Annotated in this window: 12 protein-coding genes and 1 pseudogene; 6 read left to right on the top strand and 7 right to left on the bottom strand. The window is 63.7% G+C overall.

What is annotated here, in order from left to right; all coding sequences use genetic code 11:
* The first annotated feature begins 40 nt into the window (after positions 1-40).
* Positions 41-2398, top strand: a complete 2358-nt coding sequence (locus ACIPZG_RS23715) for a response regulator (protein ID WP_400717425.1) — start codon at positions 41-43, stop codon at positions 2396-2398.
* Here ACIPZG_RS23715 and ACIPZG_RS23710 read toward each other — a convergent pair.
* Positions 2388-2876 (bottom strand): glutathione peroxidase, encoded by a 489-nt coding sequence (locus ACIPZG_RS23710; protein ID WP_400717422.1) that lies wholly within the window; start codon positions 2874-2876, stop codon positions 2388-2390. The genes ACIPZG_RS23715 and ACIPZG_RS23710 overlap by 11 nt on opposite strands.
* 2 nt (positions 2877-2878) lie before the next feature.
* Positions 2879-3280, bottom strand: coding sequence for a peptide-methionine (R)-S-oxide reductase MsrB (msrB, locus tag ACIPZG_RS23705; RefSeq protein WP_400717419.1), 402 nt, complete (start codon positions 3278-3280; stop codon positions 2879-2881).
* Between the two features lie 168 nt (positions 3281-3448).
* On the opposite strand from msrB, the gene ACIPZG_RS23700 reads away from it, so the two are divergent.
* Together ACIPZG_RS23700 and htpX are read left to right on the top strand one after the other, a co-directional pair.
* Positions 3449-4660, top strand: a complete 1212-nt coding sequence (locus tag ACIPZG_RS23700) for a pyridoxal phosphate-dependent aminotransferase (protein ID WP_400717416.1) — start codon at positions 3449-3451, stop codon at positions 4658-4660.
* Between the two features lie 453 nt (positions 4661-5113).
* A complete protein-coding gene (gene htpX / locus ACIPZG_RS23695; RefSeq protein ID WP_317659123.1) occupies positions 5114-6001 on the top strand; it encodes a protease HtpX in 888 nt (295 codons plus the stop codon).
* A 167-nt stretch (positions 6002-6168) separates the two neighbouring features.
* Here htpX and ACIPZG_RS23690 read toward each other — a convergent pair whose 3' ends face one another.
* Complete coding sequence (locus ACIPZG_RS23690; RefSeq protein ID WP_400717414.1) at positions 6169-6816, bottom strand: thiopurine S-methyltransferase; 648 nt, start codon at positions 6814-6816, stop codon at positions 6169-6171.
* A gap of 101 nt (positions 6817-6917) precedes the next feature.
* Here ACIPZG_RS23690 and ACIPZG_RS23685 point away from each other — a divergent pair, with 101 nt between their 5' ends.
* A complete protein-coding gene (locus ACIPZG_RS23685) occupies positions 6918-7685 on the top strand; it encodes a DODA-type extradiol aromatic ring-opening family dioxygenase (protein WP_400717412.1) in 768 nt (255 codons plus the stop codon).
* A 170-nt stretch (positions 7686-7855) separates the two neighbouring features.
* Here ACIPZG_RS23685 and ACIPZG_RS23680 read toward each other — a convergent pair.
* Both ACIPZG_RS23680 and ACIPZG_RS23675 read right to left on the bottom strand, forming a co-directional pair.
* Positions 7856-9575: pseudogene (locus ACIPZG_RS23680) on the bottom strand (DEAD/DEAH box helicase).
* Positions 9576-9964: 389 nt separating this feature from the next.
* Positions 9965-10720 (bottom strand): spermidine synthase, encoded by a 756-nt coding sequence (locus ACIPZG_RS23675; protein ID WP_400717410.1) that lies wholly within the window; start codon positions 10718-10720, stop codon positions 9965-9967.
* Positions 10721-10838: 118 nt separating this feature from the next.
* Here ACIPZG_RS23675 and ACIPZG_RS23670 point away from each other — a divergent pair, with 118 nt between their 5' ends.
* Positions 10839-12185, top strand: coding sequence for a class II 3-deoxy-7-phosphoheptulonate synthase (locus ACIPZG_RS23670; RefSeq protein ID WP_400717408.1), 1347 nt, complete (start codon positions 10839-10841; stop codon positions 12183-12185).
* On the opposite strand, the gene ACIPZG_RS23665 is transcribed toward ACIPZG_RS23670, so the two are convergent.
* Both ACIPZG_RS23665 and ACIPZG_RS23660 read right to left on the bottom strand, forming a co-directional pair.
* On the bottom strand, positions 12166-13386 hold the full coding sequence (locus tag ACIPZG_RS23665; RefSeq protein ID WP_400717405.1) for a winged helix-turn-helix domain-containing protein: 1221 nt from the start codon (positions 13384-13386) through the stop codon (positions 12166-12168). The two genes, ACIPZG_RS23670 and ACIPZG_RS23665, sit on opposite strands and share 20 nt — an antisense overlap.
* A gap of 191 nt (positions 13387-13577) precedes the next feature.
* Positions 13578-13796, bottom strand: coding sequence for a DUF1127 domain-containing protein (locus tag ACIPZG_RS23660; protein ID WP_008092683.1), 219 nt, complete (start codon positions 13794-13796; stop codon positions 13578-13580).
* Positions 13797-13892: 96 nt separating this feature from the next.
* Here ACIPZG_RS23660 and ACIPZG_RS23655 point away from each other — a divergent pair, with 96 nt between their 5' ends.
* Positions 13893-14744: a LysR substrate-binding domain-containing protein gene (locus ACIPZG_RS23655; RefSeq protein ID WP_400642818.1), complete on the top strand. Its 852-nt coding sequence runs from the start codon at positions 13893-13895 to the stop codon at positions 14742-14744.
* The last annotated feature ends 221 nt before the right edge of the window (positions 14745-14965 follow it).

Genomic DNA, 14965 nt, shown 5'->3' with positions numbered 1-14965 from the left:
CCTTGCAGCCCTTCGCGACACAAGGCCGCTCCTACAGGCTATGCTTGCGCAGCGCAAGGGATGTGAAACCGGCTCGGGACCCATGGATATCAAGTTCACCAATCGCCTGTCATACAAGCAAGCCCGGTTGACAGTCCTGGTCGGCTTCATCCTGGGAACATTGCTCAGTCTCATCCAGATCGGCATCGATTATGCCAGCGTCGATGCATCCATCAACCGCGAAGTGCAGGCACTGCTGCAAGTCAGCCACACCCCGGCCTCGCGCATCGCCTACAACATCGATTCGGAACTGGCGCTGGAGCTGACCCGGGGCCTTCTGCAAGCGCCAGCGGTAATCCGCGCCCGGCTGATCGACAACAACGAAACCGTGCTGGCCGACGTCGAACGCCCACGCCTGCAGGACCGCTACCGGCCCCTGAGCGATTTTTTGTTCGGCGAGCAGCGCCAGTTCCAGGGCCGGCTGTTCCTGACGCACATGCCACAGGAATACCTCGGCACCCTCTACCTGGACATCGACACGTTCGCCTCTGGCACCCGCTTTCTCGACCGCGCCAAGGTCACGCTCCTCAGCGGCTTCATCCGCAGCCTGGTGCTGACCGGTATCCTCCTGGGGCTGTTCTACCTGATGTTGACCAAGCCACTGGTGACGGTGATCGCCGCACTCAGTGGCGGCGACCCGCGCCAGCCCCTGCAAAACCGCGTGCAATGCCCACCTGGCCACGAGCGCGATGAGATCGGCGTGCTGGTCAAGGTCGCCAACCAGCAGTTCGTCAGCATGGCCACCGAGATCCAGCAGCGGCGCAGCGCCGAAAACCGCCTGACCGAGTACCTCAATGAACTGGAAAACATCGTCTCGGCGCGTACCGACGAACTCAAGGCCAGCAACAGCCGCCTGAGCCAATCCAACCAGGAGCTGGAAGAAGCCCGCCAGCGCGCCCTCGACATGGCCCAGGCACGCGCGGCCTTCCTGGCCAACATGAGCCACGAGATCCGCACCCCGCTCAATGGCATGCTCGGCATGATCGCGCTGGCCCTGGACAGCCCGCTGGACAGCGAACCCCGTCAGCAACTGGCGATCGCCCACGACTCGGGCAAGGTGCTGGTGGAACTGCTCAACGATATCCTCGACCTGTCCAAGTTCGATGCCGGGCAACTGGAGCTGGAGCGCATTGCGTTCGACATGGGCGCGATGGTCGAGGACACCGCCAACCTGCTGTCACAGAATGCCGCGCAGGGTGTCGAACTCACCTGCCTGATTGCCAGCGATTTCCCAAGCTCGGTGCTGGGCGACCCGACCCGGGTGCGCCAGGTGGTCAGCAACCTGCTGTCCAATGCCCTCAAGTTCACCCGCTTCGGCCGCGTCGACATCCGCCTGGTGCGCATCAGTGGCGGCGTGCGCCTGGAGGTGAGCGATACCGGTATCGGCATCCCCGAGGAAGCCCAGGCGCGTATCTTCCAGCCTTTTACCCAGGCCGGTGCCGGCATCACCCGCCAGTATGGCGGCACTGGGCTGGGGCTGACCCTGACCCACAACCTGTGCAAGGCCATGCAAGGACGCCTGCATATCCAGTCCGAGACGGGCAAGGGCAGCCGCTTCAGCGCCGAACTGCCGCTGCCCACCCACACCGAGGCCATCGCCCCCACGCCGTTGCACGGCCAGGTGGTAGCCCTGAGCACCGCCTCCAGCGGCCTCAGCGAGCTGCTGCAGGGCCTGCTGCCAAGTTGGGGACTGAGCTACCGGCGCCACGAAAGTGTCGCCAGCCTGCCCAGCGACGGCATCGACCTGCTGATCACCGATGACCTCGACCACCTGCTGCAACTGCGCCCCGCACTCGAAGCGCCGATCCTGCTGGTGACCGCCTACGGCAACTTCCTGTCCGCCGAGCAGTCGGCGCAACTGGCGCCGCTGCACCAGCTGGCCCGCCCCTTGGCGCGTAATGCCCTGTACCAGACCCTGCGCCGCACCCTGCAGGGCCAGGCGCCGGAACACCCGCTGGCGGTCCCGGCGCCCAGCGCCAAAGACGGCCGCGCACGCATCCTGCTGGTAGAAGACAACCCGGTGAACCAGTTGGTGGCCAAAGGCATGCTGGCCAAGCTTGGTTGCCAGGTACAGCTCGCTACCCAAGGCGCCGAGGCCCTGGAACTGCTGGCGCAAGAAACCTTCGACCTGGTGCTGATGGACTGCAACATGCCGGTGATGGACGGCTACGAGGCCAGCCGACGCATCCGCCAGAGCGGCCGCTGGCCGGACCTTCCGATCGTCGCCCTGACCGCCAACGCCATGCCCGAGGAGCGTGAGCGCTGCCGCGCGGCGGGCATGAACGACTACCTGGCCAAGCCGTTTCGCCGCGAAGAGCTATTGGCGCTGATCGACCACTGGGTGCCGCTCAGCGGCTGAGCAGCCGCTCGATGTCGGCTTCCAGCGCCTGGGGCTTGGTGCTGGGGGCATAGCGCTTGACCTTGCCGGTTGCCGGATCGACCAGGAACTTGGTGAAGTTCCACTTGATCTTCTGCGACCCCAAAAGGCCCGGGGCACGCTGCTTGAGCTCGACGAACAGCGGATGGGCGCCTGCGCCGTTGACCTCGATCTTGCGAAAGAGCGGGAAGCTCACACCGAAATTGAGCTCGCAGAACTGTGCAATCTCACGCGCATCCCCCGGCTCCTGCTTGCCGAACTGGTTGCAGGGGAAGCCCAGCACCATCAGGCCGCGCGCGTGGTAATCCTGCCACAGCTGCTCCAGGCCCTTGTACTGCGGGGTGAAGCCGCACTGGCTGGCGGTGTTGACCACCAGCAGCGCCTTGCCGGTGAAGTCGCCCAGCACCTTGTGCTCGCCGCCAAGGGTCACACAGGGGATGTCCAGCATCGATGTGGCCATGATCAGGCTCCGTCGTGGGGTTTGAAGTCCAGGCACACCGAGTTGATGCAATAGCGCAGGCCAGTCGGCGGCGGGCCGTCGGGGAACACGTGGCCCAAGTGGGCATCGCACTGGGCGCAGGTGACTTCGGTGCGGATCATGCCGTGGGTGGTGTCACGGATCTCGACCATCGCGCTTTCTTCAATGGGCGCATAGAAGCTCGGCCAGCCGCAGCCGGAGTCGAACTTGGTCTGCGAATCGAACAGTGCCAGGTCGCAGCAGATGCAGTGGTAGACACCGGCGCGGCGCTCGCTGTTGTACTTGCCGCTGAACGGCCGCTCGGTGCCTTTCAGGCGGCACACCTGGTACTGCGCCGGGTCGAGCATCGCACGCCATTCTTCCAGGGTTTTTTCGATCTTTTGCATGTGGGGACCTCGGCAGGCTGAATTTCACCTCGCGCCGTCTTTTCCGTAGCGCGGGTGGCACGTATATTAGTTGGCTTCGTGTGCAAGGCCTCAAGTCTGGCACCCGCGCCCTGCCCTTTCAAACCTTTCGACGGCGGCGCACCGCGTATTCTCAATCGGGATCACATCATGCAGTTCAGCAAATCGAACAAGCTCGCCAATGTCTGCTACGACATTCGCGGCCCAGTGCTCAAGCACGCCAAACGCCTGGAAGAGGAAGGCCATCGCATCCTCAAGCTGAACATCGGCAACCCGGCGCCGTTTGGCTTCGAGGCGCCGGACGAAATCCTCCAGGATGTGATCCGCAACCTGCCCACCGCCCAGGGCTACAGCGACTCCAAGGGCCTGTTCAGCGCGCGCAAGGCGGTGATGCAGTACTGCCAGCAGAAGGACATCGAGGGCGTCACCATCGAGGACATCTACCTCGGCAACGGGGTGTCCGAGCTGATCGTCATGTCGATGCAGGCGCTGCTCAACAACGGCGACGAAGTACTGATCCCGGCCCCTGACTACCCGCTGTGGACCGCCGCCGTGAGCCTGGCCGGCGGCAAGCCGGTGCACTACCTGTGCGACGAGCAGGCTGACTGGTTCCCAGACCTGGAAGACATCAAGGCCAAGATCACCCCGAACACCAAGGCCCTGGTGATCATCAACCCGAACAACCCGACCGGCGCCGTGTACTCCAGGGAGCTGCTGCTGGGCATGCTGGAGCTGGCCCGTCAGCACAACCTGGTGGTGTTCTCCGACGAGATCTACGACAAGATCCTCTACGACGAAGCCGTGCACATCAGCACCGCCTCGCTGGCACCTGACCTGCTGTGCCTGACCTTCAACGGCCTGTCCAAGTCGTACCGGGTCGCGGGTTTCCGCTCTGGCTGGCTGATCATTTCCGGGCCCAAGCACCATGCCCAGAGCTACATCGAAGGCATCGACATGCTGGCCAACATGCGCCTGTGCGCCAACGTGCCGGCCCAGCATGCCATCCAGACCGCCCTGGGCGGCTACCAGAGCATCAACGACCTGGTGCTGCCGCCGGGCCGCCTGCTGGAGCAGCGTAACCGCACGTATGAGCTGCTGAACGAAATCCCGGGGGTGAGCTGCGTGAAACCGATGGGGGCGCTGTATGCCTTCCCGCGTATCGACCCGAAGGTCTGCCCGATTCTCAACGACGAGAAGTTCGCGCTGGATCTGCTGCTGTCCGAGAAATTGTTGATCGTTCAGGGCACGGCGTTCAACTGGCCTTGGCCAGACCACTTCCGCGTGGTGACCTTGCCGCGGGTGGATGACCTGGAAGCGGCGATTGGGCGTATTGGTAACTTCCTGCGGACTTATTCGCAGTAAGGTTCGACTCGGGCCTTGTGGTGGCGCGTAGATCGAGCGCCGCCCGCGCGGCGCATCGCGGATGAATCCGCTCCTACATTTGTTGCAACGTGCCTATGCCTGATAGGCCATGGTTGCCAGCCTTGGGGGTACGACTCGATATCTCGGCGGACGCTAAAGGCGAACAACCATGGCCTGACAGACCGTGGCACGTTGCAACAAATGTAGGAGCGGATTCATCCGCGATGCGCCGCGCGGGCGGCGCTCGATCTCAAACGCGCCAAAAATTCCCTGGCGAACCCTTTCAGAGCATTTTCTTACATCCTGCAACGCTCTATCTCACAGCCCCCGCAAGATCCTCTGCCATACTCCGCCGTACACAGTTTGTAATAGTCGCCCGATTGAATCGGCACGTCCGGCCCCTTATATACCCCGCATACGCAACAACTCATCCGTCAGGAGAACGTAACAACCATGATGCGCATTCTGTTGTTTGTAGCCACCAACCTTGCGGTGGTGCTGGTTGCAAGCATTACCCTGAGCCTGTTCGGCTTCAACGGGTTCATGGCCGCCAACGGGGTTGACCTCAACCTCAGCAGCCTGCTGGTGTTCTGCGCCGTGTTCGGCTTCGCCGGCTCCCTGGTCTCGCTGTTCATCTCCAAGTGGATGGCGAAGATGACCACCGGCACCCAGATCATCAGCCAGCCGCGCACCCGCCACGAGCAATGGCTGTTGCAAACGGTCGAAGAGCTGTCGCGCGAAGCCGGCATCAAGATGCCCGAGGTGGGTATCTTCCCGGCGTACGAGGCCAACGCCTTCGCCACCGGCTGGAACCGCAACGACGCCCTGGTAGCCGTTTCCCAGGGCCTGCTCGAGCGCTTCTCGCCCGATGAAGTACGTGCCGTGCTGGCCCACGAGATCGGCCACGTGGCCAACGGTGACATGGTCACCCTGGCGCTGGTGCAAGGCGTGGTGAACACCTTCGTGATGTTCTTCGCCCGCATCATCGGCAACTTCGTCGACAAGGTGATCTTCAAGAACGAAGAAGGCCAGGGTATCGCCTACTACGTGGCGACCATCGTCGCCGAGCTGGTACTGGGCATTCTCGCCAGCATGATCGTCATGTGGTTCTCGCGCCGCCGCGAGTACCGCGCCGATGAAGCCGGCGCGCAACTGGCCGGTACTGCCGCGATGATCGGCGCCCTGCAGCGCCTGCGCGTGGAACAAGGCCTGCCGGTGCACATGCCTGACACCATGAAGGCCTTCGGCATCAATGGCGGCCTCAAGCATGGCCTGGCCGGCCTGCTGATGAGCCACCCGCCGCTGGAAGAACGCATCGAGGCGCTGCGCCGCCGCGGTTGATCCACAGGTAAAGGAAAGGGCGACTTCGGTCGCCCTTTTTCGTTTGTCTGTACCGGCCCTATCGCCGGCAAGCCGGCTCCCACAGTGACACCACTGCTCTCAGGCTCAGTGGGGTACCTGTGGGAGCCGGCTTGCCGGCGATAGGGCCAGAACAGACAACCCAAACATCAGAACCGTACGCGATAGACCCGCTCAACCAAGCGCTTCACCCCCGCCTGCAGGAACTTCGGGCTTTCCCCAATCACATCCACAGCCTCCACCTCCCCCACCTGCCAACCGGCAAACCCGCGCCGCACTTCCTCATCCGTCACCGAGAACGGCGGCCCGGCCAGCAATTCCTGCTGGTAGTCCAAAGTCACCAGAAGCCCACCACCCGAGGGCATCAGCTGTGAAAGCAAACGCATGTAGTCCGCCCGCATCTCCGGCGGCAGTGCGATCAACGCCGCACGGTCATAAAGCCCCGCACAGTCCGCCACATCCTCTACCCGCAAGGTAAAGAAATCCCCGCACCACAGCTCCACCTCACCACTGCGCCAAACCTCGAATGCCCCGTGTTGCGAGACCTGCGCCTGCAGCCCCTGCTCGTGGAAGAAGTCTTCCACCGCCCGCCGCGACAGCTCGACACCCCGCACGCGATACCCCTGCCCCGCCAGCCAGACCAGGTCCAGGCTCTTGCCGCACAACGGCACCAGCACCCGGCTACCGGCGGCCAGGCCAAGCGCCGGCCAGTAGCGTTGCAGATAGGGGTTGGCCTGGGCCTGGTGAAAACCGATCTGGTTGTCGGCCCACTTTCGATGCCAGAACGCCGGCTCCATGTTTCCTCCTGGTTTTTCGATGGTTTGGGCAAAAATCTTATATTGGATGTCGATCGGTAACTGATCGAAGATGGCTGCATCTTAACCTTCAGGACCTCACCATGCTGCCCAGCCTGTTCATTTCCCACGGTTCCCCCATGCTTGCCCTGCAACCCGGTGCCAGTGGGCCGGCGCTGGCCGGCTTGGCCAATGCCCTGCCGCGGCCGAAGGCGATCGTGGTGGTGTCGGCGCACTGGGAAAGTCGCGAGCTGCTGGTGACCGGAAATCCAGCGCCTGAGACCTGGCATGACTTCTACGGCTTTCCGGCAGCGCTGTATGCCGTTCAATACCCCGCACCGGGCCAGCCGCAACTGGCGACGAACGTCAGCGAACGGCTGAACGCCGCCGGCCTGCAGGCTCGCGTGGATGCCCAGCGGCCATTCGACCATGGCGCCTGGGTGCCGATGTCGTTGATGTATCCCGATGCGAGCATCCCGATGATTCAGGTGTCACTGCCAAGCCAGCTGGGGCCTGCACTGCAGGTCAAGGTCGGCCAGGCACTCGCCGGACTGCGCGAGGAAGGCGTTCTGCTGGTCGGGTCCGGGAGCATTACCCATAACCTGGGCGAACTTGACTGGCATGCCGGACCAGAGGTGATCGAGCCCTGGGCGCTGGCGTTTCGCGATTGGGTGGTGGAGAAGCTGGGCGAGGATGACCAGGCTGCACTGCTGGACTTCAAGCGGCAGGCGCCGTTTGCGTTGCGCAACCATCCCAGTGATGAGCATTTCCTGCCGTTGTTCTTTGCCCTGGGGGCTGGAGGCAAATTTGGCATCGTTCATCAGGGGTTTACCCTGGGGGCGTTGGGGATGGATATTTATCGGTTCGACTGAAGGGCGCCTGGGGCGCTTTGCGCCCCTTTCGCGACACAAGGCCGCTCCTACAGCGGATCGCATTTCTCTGTAGGAGCGGCCTTGTGTCGCGAAAGGGCTGCATAGCAGCCCCAGAAATGCAGACAAAAAAATCCCCGACCTAGGCCGGGGATTTTTTCATTGCGCCAGGATCAATCCTCGCGGTACCGACGCAGCTTAAGCTGCTTGCCAGCCACGCGGGTGTCCTTGAGCTTGGTCAGCAGACGCTCCAGGCCATCTTCCGGCAGCTCGATCAGGCTGAAGCTGTCGCGCACCTGGATACGGCCGATGGCGTCACGCGCCAGGCCACCCTCGTTGAGGATCGCACCCAGCAGGTTCTTGGCAGCGATACCATCACGGGCACCCAGGGCAGTACGGCAACGCACGCGGCCTTCAGCCAGTGGCATCGGCGCACGACGCTCGCGATCGCGGTCACCACCCTCGCGGCGCTCGCCACGGTCAGCACGTTCGGTGCGCTCACCACGCGGGGCGAAGCTCGGCACCAGCGGCTGCTCGCGCTCTACGGCACCCAGGTCCAGCGCCTGGCCATTGGTGGCCTTGCGCAGCAGGGCCGAAGCCAGGGCACGCGCGCTGCAGCCAAGGTCAGCGGTCAGGCGGTCGAACAGCTCACCATGGGTAGCTTCCGATTCGGCTACCAGCGGCGCCAGGCTCATGGTCAGCTTCTTGATGCGTGCGTCCAGTACAGCCTGGGCATTCGGCAGGCGTGCTTCGGCAACCTTCTGCCCAGTCACGCGCTCGATGACCTGCAGCATGCGGCGCTCACGCGGGGTGACCAGCAGCAGTGCACGGCCTTCGCGACCCGCACGGCCGGTACGGCCGATACGGTGCACGTAGGATTCCGGATCGTACGGCATGTCCACGTTGAACACGTGGGTGATGCGCGGTACGTCCAGACCACGGGCAGCGACGTCGGTGGCGACGACGATGTCCAGACGGCCATCCTTGAGCGAGTCGATCACGCGCTCACGCTGGTTCTGGGCGATGTCACCGTTCAGCGCAGCAGCCTTGTAGCCCTTGGCTTCCAGCGCGGCGGCCAGGTCCAGGGTGGCTTGCTTGGTACGCACGAAGGCGATCAGCGCGTCGAACTCTTCCACTTCCAGCAGACGCAGCACAGCCGGGATCTTCTGGTCAGCGTGGACCATCAGGTGAGCCTGGTCGATCGCGGTGACGGTCTGGGTCTTGCTCTGGATCTTGACGTGCTTGGGTTCACGCAGGTGACGTTCGGCGATCGAACGGATCGACGACGGCAGGGTTGCGGAGAACAGCACGGTCTGGCGCGAGGCAGGGATGGCGTCGAAGATCACTTCGAGGTCGTCCATGAAGCCCAGCTTGAGCATTTCGTCGGCTTCGTCCAGTACCAGGTACTGCACGGTGGACAGGACTTTCTCGTCACGACGCAGGTGGTCGCACAGACGGCCCGGGGTGGCCACGACGATTTGCGCGCCGTTGCGGATTGCGCGCAGCTGTGGGCCCATCGGGGCACCACCATAAACGGCCACTACATTAACGCCTGGCATCTGCTTGGCGTAGGTTTCGAAAGCGGTGGCTACTTGCAGCGCCAACTCACGGGTTGGCGCAAGGATCAGGGCTTGCGGTTCGCGCTTGCTCACATCGATCTTGTTGAGGATCGGCAGGGCGAAGGCAGCGGTTTTGCCGGTGCCAGTCTGCGCCTGGCCGATCATGTCGTGACCGGCGAGGATGATCGGGATCGATTGTTGCTGAATGGCGGACGGCTCTTCATAGCCGGTAGCCAGAACGGCAGCAACAATATTCGGATTAAGATCGAGAGCGGCGAAGCCGCCGGTTTCCTGGGTCATGGGTCTGCCTCTAGGTGCATCCGCAAAGACCCATGCTCCAAAGCTGCACATGCCTTGAAAGACCAGAAGGTCACCCAGGCAGCTTTGGCGGCGGGGATTTGCGAAAACGATTGAAAAAGAAAACTTGGGAAGGTCCGCCTAGCGGACGTGCAGCCGAAGCTGGACTCGGAGGATTTGCACCACCTGATTTTGAGGTCCGCTAAAAGACCGGCGCGTACTATACCCGAATTAACAGAAGGAAGTGAGGAATATTTTCGAGGTTAGCGGCCAGTATCGGGCCATCAGCGATGAGCGGCTGAAACGTTACTTCTTTAGTGGTTTTACGGGCCCTATCGCCGGCAAGCCGGCTCCCACACAGACACCACCGCCCCCCTGTGGGAGCCGGCTTGCCGGCGATAGGGCCACAAGCCCCAGAGCAGGTCTTCAGGTAGCCGGCCGAATCTCCCGAATCAACCCCTCAAGACTATACCCCAACTGCGGCGCCAGCGCCTCGGCCCGCACCCGCACCTCCTCCAGGTCCAACCCCTGATCCAGGTCCGCGGGCACCAGCAGGATCACATTGCCCTCCTTCACCGGCAGTTCCCAGTAATGCCGGTGGTACAACCCGCGCAACAGCGCCGCGCCCAAGGGCCTGCCGTCATCGCTGGCCCACTGATTGATCACCAGCCAACCGCCGGGGTTGAGCTGCTTCTGGCAGTTTTCCAGGAAGGTCCAGGCCAGGTGCCCGACGCCCGGCCCGTGGTCGGTGTACAGGTCGACGAACAACAGGTCGGTCTTCTCCGCCGTGGGCAGCAGTTCCAGGGCGTCGCCAATGCGCACGTACAGCCGCGGGTCGTCATCCAGGCCCAGGTATTCCATGGCCAGGCGCGGCACGTCCGCGCGCAGCTCGATCGCCTCGATGTCTTCCAGTGGCAGGAACTTCATGCAGGCCTGGGTCAGGGTACCGGCCCCCAAGCCAAGAAACAGCGCGCTCTCCGGCTGCGCATGGCACAACGCCCCGACCAGCATGGCGCGGGTGTAATCGTACTCCAGCCAGCTGGGGTCGGCGGTAAACACGCAGCTCTGCTCGATGGCATCGCCGAATTCAAGGAAGCGGTAGTCGTCCACCTCGTACACGCTGATCACGCCAAAGGCATCCTCGACCCGGGCCAACAGCCGCTCTTCCCGCTCCGTCGCCATGTACCTGCCACCTGCCCGCGCAAAAACGCGCATTGTCCGCCAACACCCTCGATGCAACAAGCTCAGCGGCAACTGTTACCATGGCAGGCATGCCCAAACCGACCATACCGAGCCTGTGATGAACCGACCGTGGAGCCCTGACAGCTGGCGTGCCCTGCCGATCCAGCAGCAACCGACCTACCCCGATGCCGAGCACCTGCTCAAGGTCGAGCAGACCCTGGCCAGTTACCCGCCGCTGGTGTTCGCCGGGGAAGCGCGTGAGCTGCGCCGGCAGTTCGCCGAAGTCACCGAAGGCCGCGCCTTCCTGCTGCAAGGCGGCGACTGTGCAGAAAGCTTCGCCGAGTTCTCGGCAGCGAAGATCCGCGACACCTTCAAGGTGCTGCTGCAGATGGCCATTGTCATGACCTTTGCCGCGGGCTGCCCGGTGGTCAAGGTCGGGCGCATGGCCGGGCAGTTCGCCAAGCCGCGCTCCTCCGGCGACGAGACCCTCGGCAACGTCACCCTGCCGGCCTACCGTGGCGATATCGTCAATGGCATCGGCTTCGACGAAAAAAGCCGCGTGCCGGACCCGGACCGCCTGCTGCAGGCCTACCACCAGGCCACTGCCAGCCTCAACCTGCTGCGCGCCTTCGCCCAGGGCGGTTTCGCCGACCTGCACCAGGTGCACAAGTGGAACCTCGACTTCATCGCCAACTCGGCGCTGGCCGACAAGTACCACCAACTGGCCATCCGCATCGACGAAACCCTGGCTTTCATGCGCGCCTGCGGCCTGGACAACGCCCCGCAACTGCGCGAAACCAGCTTCTTCACCGCCCACGAAGCGCTGCTGCTCAACTACGAAGAAGCCTTCGTGCGCCAGGACAGCCTGACCGGCGACTACTACGACTGCTCGGCGCACATGTTGTGGATCGGCGACCGTACCCGCCAGCTCGACGGCGCCCATGTCGAGTTCCTGCGCGGGGTGCACAACCCGATCGGGGTCAAGGTCGGCCCGAGCATGAACCCTGACGAGCTGATCCGCCTGATCGACACCCTCAACCCGGACAACGACCCCGGCCGCCTCAACCTGATCGTGCGCATGGGCGCCGGCAAGGTCGGCGATCACCTGCCTGGGCTGATCCGCAGTGTCGAGCGCGAGGGACGCAAGGTGCTGTGGAGCTCCGACCCGATGCACGGCAATACCATCAAGGCCAGCAGCGGTTACAAGACCCGCGACTTCGCGCAGATCCTTGACGAAGTGAAGCAGTTCTTCCAGGTGCATCAGGCCGAAGGCAGCCATGCGGGCGGTATCCATATCGAAATGACCGGGCAGAACGTGACCGAGTGCATCGGTGGCGCCCGTCCGATCACCGAAGATGCGCTGTCAGACCGCTACCACACCCACTGCGACCCGCGCATGAACGCCGACCAGTCGCTGGAGCTGGCGTTCCTGATCGCCGAGACCCTCAAGCAAGTGCGGCGCTGAGCAACGCCCGGCGCAACTGGCTGCCCTCCTCGCGCGGGCAGTTCAGTTGCACCCGCTCAAGGCCCAGCCACTGGGCAAGGCGCAGCAACTGCGCCGCGAGCGCCTCATACCCCACCTCGCCCAAGCCGTCTGCCTCGGCATGCACGGCGTGCACCGCCAATTGCCCCAGCGCCCGCTCGGCGCGCAAATCCACGCGTGCGGCGATGCGTTCATCGAACAGGAATGGCAGCACGTAATAGCCATACACACGCTTGTGGGCGGGCGTGTAGATCTCCAACCGGTAGCGGAAATCGAACAGGCGCTCGGTGCGGTTGCGTTCCCAGACCAAGGAATCGAAGGGCGACAGCAAGGCGCTGGCCTCGATTCGCCGGGGGATGCGTGGCGTGCCTGCGCAGTAGGCGGGTTGCTTCCAGCCCTGCACCTGTACCGCTTGCAGGCGGCCATCGGCGATGAGTTCGGCCAGTGCCGCCCTGCCCTGCGCAGGTTCCAGGCGGAAGTAGTCGCGCAGGTCGCGCTCGGTCGCCACGCCCAAGGCGGTGGCGGCGTGCAGCATCAGGCCCTGGTGAGCTTCGGCCTCGCCAGGCTGGGGCTGATCGAGGATGGCCCGTGGCAGCACGTTGTCCGGCACATCGTAAAGCCGCTCGAAGCCCCGTCGCCCCGCCACTGTCACCTCGCCTGCGGCGAACAGCCATTCCAGCGCATGTTTTTCCTCGCTCCAGTCCCACCAGGGGCCGGCCCGTTGCTGGCGCGTCGACAGGCTGCCGGCGCCCAAGGCCCCTTGTTCGCGCACCGCCGCCAGCACCCGGGCGATCACGCCCTGGCGTTCGCGGCCGAATTGCGCGAGCTGGCGGTAGATGCCACGGCCGTCGGCAGCGTGGGCCATGCGCCAGCGCAGCATGGGGTAGAGACTCAGCGGCAGCAGCGAGGCTTCATGGCCCCAGTATTCGAACAGCTGGCGTTGGCGGCCACGGCCCCAGGCGAGCTGGTCGAGCATCTCGGGGGCGTAGCCGCCCAGGCGGGAGAACAGCGGCAGGTAGTGGGAGCGGACCAAGGCGTTGACCGAGTCGATCTGCAGCACGCCCAGGCGTTGCAGCATGCGCTTGAGGGCAGGCAGCGTCGGGGGGGATTGAGGCTGTTTGCCGAAGCCCTGGGCGGACAGCGCCAGGCGCCGGGCCTGGCGGGTGGACAACTCGAGAGGCAAGCCAGATCTCCTTGGGGTGTCTGATCCACTGCATTCGCGGGGCAAGCCCGCTCCCACAGGTAATCCACTGTTCTCAAGGCAGTGGGGTACCTGTGGGAGCCCAGGTACTCCCCAGCTCTCAAGGCAGTGGGGTATCTGTGGGAGCGGGCTTGTCCCGCGAAGAGGCCAGTGAGTACACAGACAAACTTAGCCTACTTGCGCAGCGGATCATCCCAGAAATGCCGATCTGCCTCTTGCTGGATATCCGCCCGGCTCAACCCCAGGTCGTGCAATGTCGCATCGCTGAGGCTGGCCAGCTCACGGCGTTGACGGTACAGCTCGTACCAGCGCAGCGACCGCCCAAGGGCGACGTGCAAGAGATGGTTCAGGGAAAAGGCAGGATGCTGGATGCTGCTGACATGACCTTTCATCGTGAAGCCCTCCGTGTTGATGGCTCCAGTCTCACGCCAGGCTTAAGATCAATCCAACGAATGTTTCTGATGCCATGCATCTCGGAGATTGATGCAATGTCCCAGTACCAGAGCCTCGATGCCGACGTGCTGCGCACCTTCGTCGCCATCGCCGAGCAAGGCGGTTTCACCCGCGCCGGCGAAGTGGTCAACCGCACCCAGTCGGCTGTCAGCATGCAGATGAAGCGCCTGGAGGAAGACATCCTGCAGCGCCAGCTGTTCGAGCGCGACGGCCGCCAGGTGCGCCTGACCGCCGAAGGCCAGGTGCTGCTGGGCTATGCCAGGCGCATCCTCAAGCTGCATGGCGAAGTGTTCAATACCCTGCGCATGCCGCACATGGTCGGAATGGTGCGCATTGGCACCCCCGACGACTACGCCATGCGCTTTCTCCCGACCATCCTGTCCAGCTTTGCCAAGGCCTACCCGTTGGTGCAGGTAGAAGTGCATTGCGATTCGTCGAAGCAGCTGATGCTGCGCCAGGACCTGGACCTGACCATCGTCACCCGCGAGCCGGGCAACGAGATAGGCCAGCTGCTGCGCCAGGAGCGCCTGGTGTGGGCCGCTGCCGAAGGCTTCTGTCCGCAGGAACAACGGCCGATACCACTGGCCCTGTTCAACACCGACTGCTTCTGCCGCGCCTGGACCTGCAATGCCCTGGAAGCCCAGGGCATCGAGTACCGCATCGCCTACACCAGCCCCAGCCTGGCGGCGATCTTTGCCATCATCACTGCGGGGCTCGCGGTGACGGCGCAGTTGCAGAGCTTGATTGGCGGTAATATCCGCATCCTTGGCGAGCAGGATGGGTTGCCGCAGTTGCCGGTGGCCAATGTGATGCTGTTGCGCAATACGCAGACCCAATCGCCCATTACCGATTGCATGGCTGATTACATCGTCGAAGGGTTTCAGTGAAACAGGGGGGCGCTTCGCACCCCTTTCGCGACACAAGGCCGCTCCTACAGGTATCGCGCGCCCCTGTAGGAGCGGCCTTGTGTCGCGAAAGGGCCGCAAAGCGGCCCCAAAATCGGGACTGTCAGTTTTTTTGTGTGCGGGCCGGTAAGGGCCTGCCGCTAGGCAGGCCCTGATTTTACCAGGTCGGCCTGATGAACCGATCCCCGTACAGAATCGCGAAT

It is taken from the genome of Pseudomonas sp. NPDC089395, assembly GCF_044749525.1.
In the GTDB taxonomy this organism is placed as follows: Bacteria; Pseudomonadota; Gammaproteobacteria; order Pseudomonadales; family Pseudomonadaceae; genus Aquipseudomonas.
The sequence above is the reverse complement of the archived record's forward strand: the minus strand, read 5'-3'. Positions and strand labels throughout refer to the sequence as shown.

What these genes read in the sequence shown, in the direction of transcription:
- ACIPZG_RS23685 (WP_400717412.1), top strand. Translation starts at nt 6,918, where the DNA reads ATGCTGCCCAGCCTGTTCATTTCCCACGGTTCCCCCATGCTTGCCCTG.
- htpX (WP_317659123.1), top strand. Translation starts at nt 5,114, where the DNA reads ATGATGCGCATTCTGTTGTTTGTAGCCACCAACCTTGCGGTGGTGCTG.
- ACIPZG_RS23700 (WP_400717416.1), top strand. Translation starts at nt 3,449, where the DNA reads ATGCAGTTCAGCAAATCGAACAAGCTCGCCAATGTCTGCTACGACATT.
- ACIPZG_RS23675 (WP_400717410.1), bottom strand. Translation starts at nt 10,720, where the DNA reads ATGGCGACGGAGCGGGAAGAGCGGCTGTTGGCCCGGGTCGAGGATGCC.
- ACIPZG_RS23655 (WP_400642818.1), top strand. Translation starts at nt 13,893, where the DNA reads ATGTCCCAGTACCAGAGCCTCGATGCCGACGTGCTGCGCACCTTCGTC.
- ACIPZG_RS23710 (WP_400717422.1), bottom strand. Translation starts at nt 2,876, where the DNA reads ATGGCCACATCGATGCTGGACATCCCCTGTGTGACCCTTGGCGGCGAG.
- ACIPZG_RS23690 (WP_400717414.1), bottom strand. Translation starts at nt 6,816, where the DNA reads ATGGAGCCGGCGTTCTGGCATCGAAAGTGGGCCGACAACCAGATCGGT.
- msrB (WP_400717419.1), bottom strand. Translation starts at nt 3,280, where the DNA reads ATGCAAAAGATCGAAAAAACCCTGGAAGAATGGCGTGCGATGCTCGAC.
- ACIPZG_RS23715 (WP_400717425.1), top strand. Translation starts at nt 41, where the DNA reads ATGCTTGCGCAGCGCAAGGGATGTGAAACCGGCTCGGGACCCATGGAT.
- ACIPZG_RS23660 (WP_008092683.1), bottom strand. Translation starts at nt 13,796, where the DNA reads ATGAAAGGTCATGTCAGCAGCATCCAGCATCCTGCCTTTTCCCTGAAC.
- ACIPZG_RS23670 (WP_400717408.1), top strand. Translation starts at nt 10,839, where the DNA reads ATGAACCGACCGTGGAGCCCTGACAGCTGGCGTGCCCTGCCGATCCAG.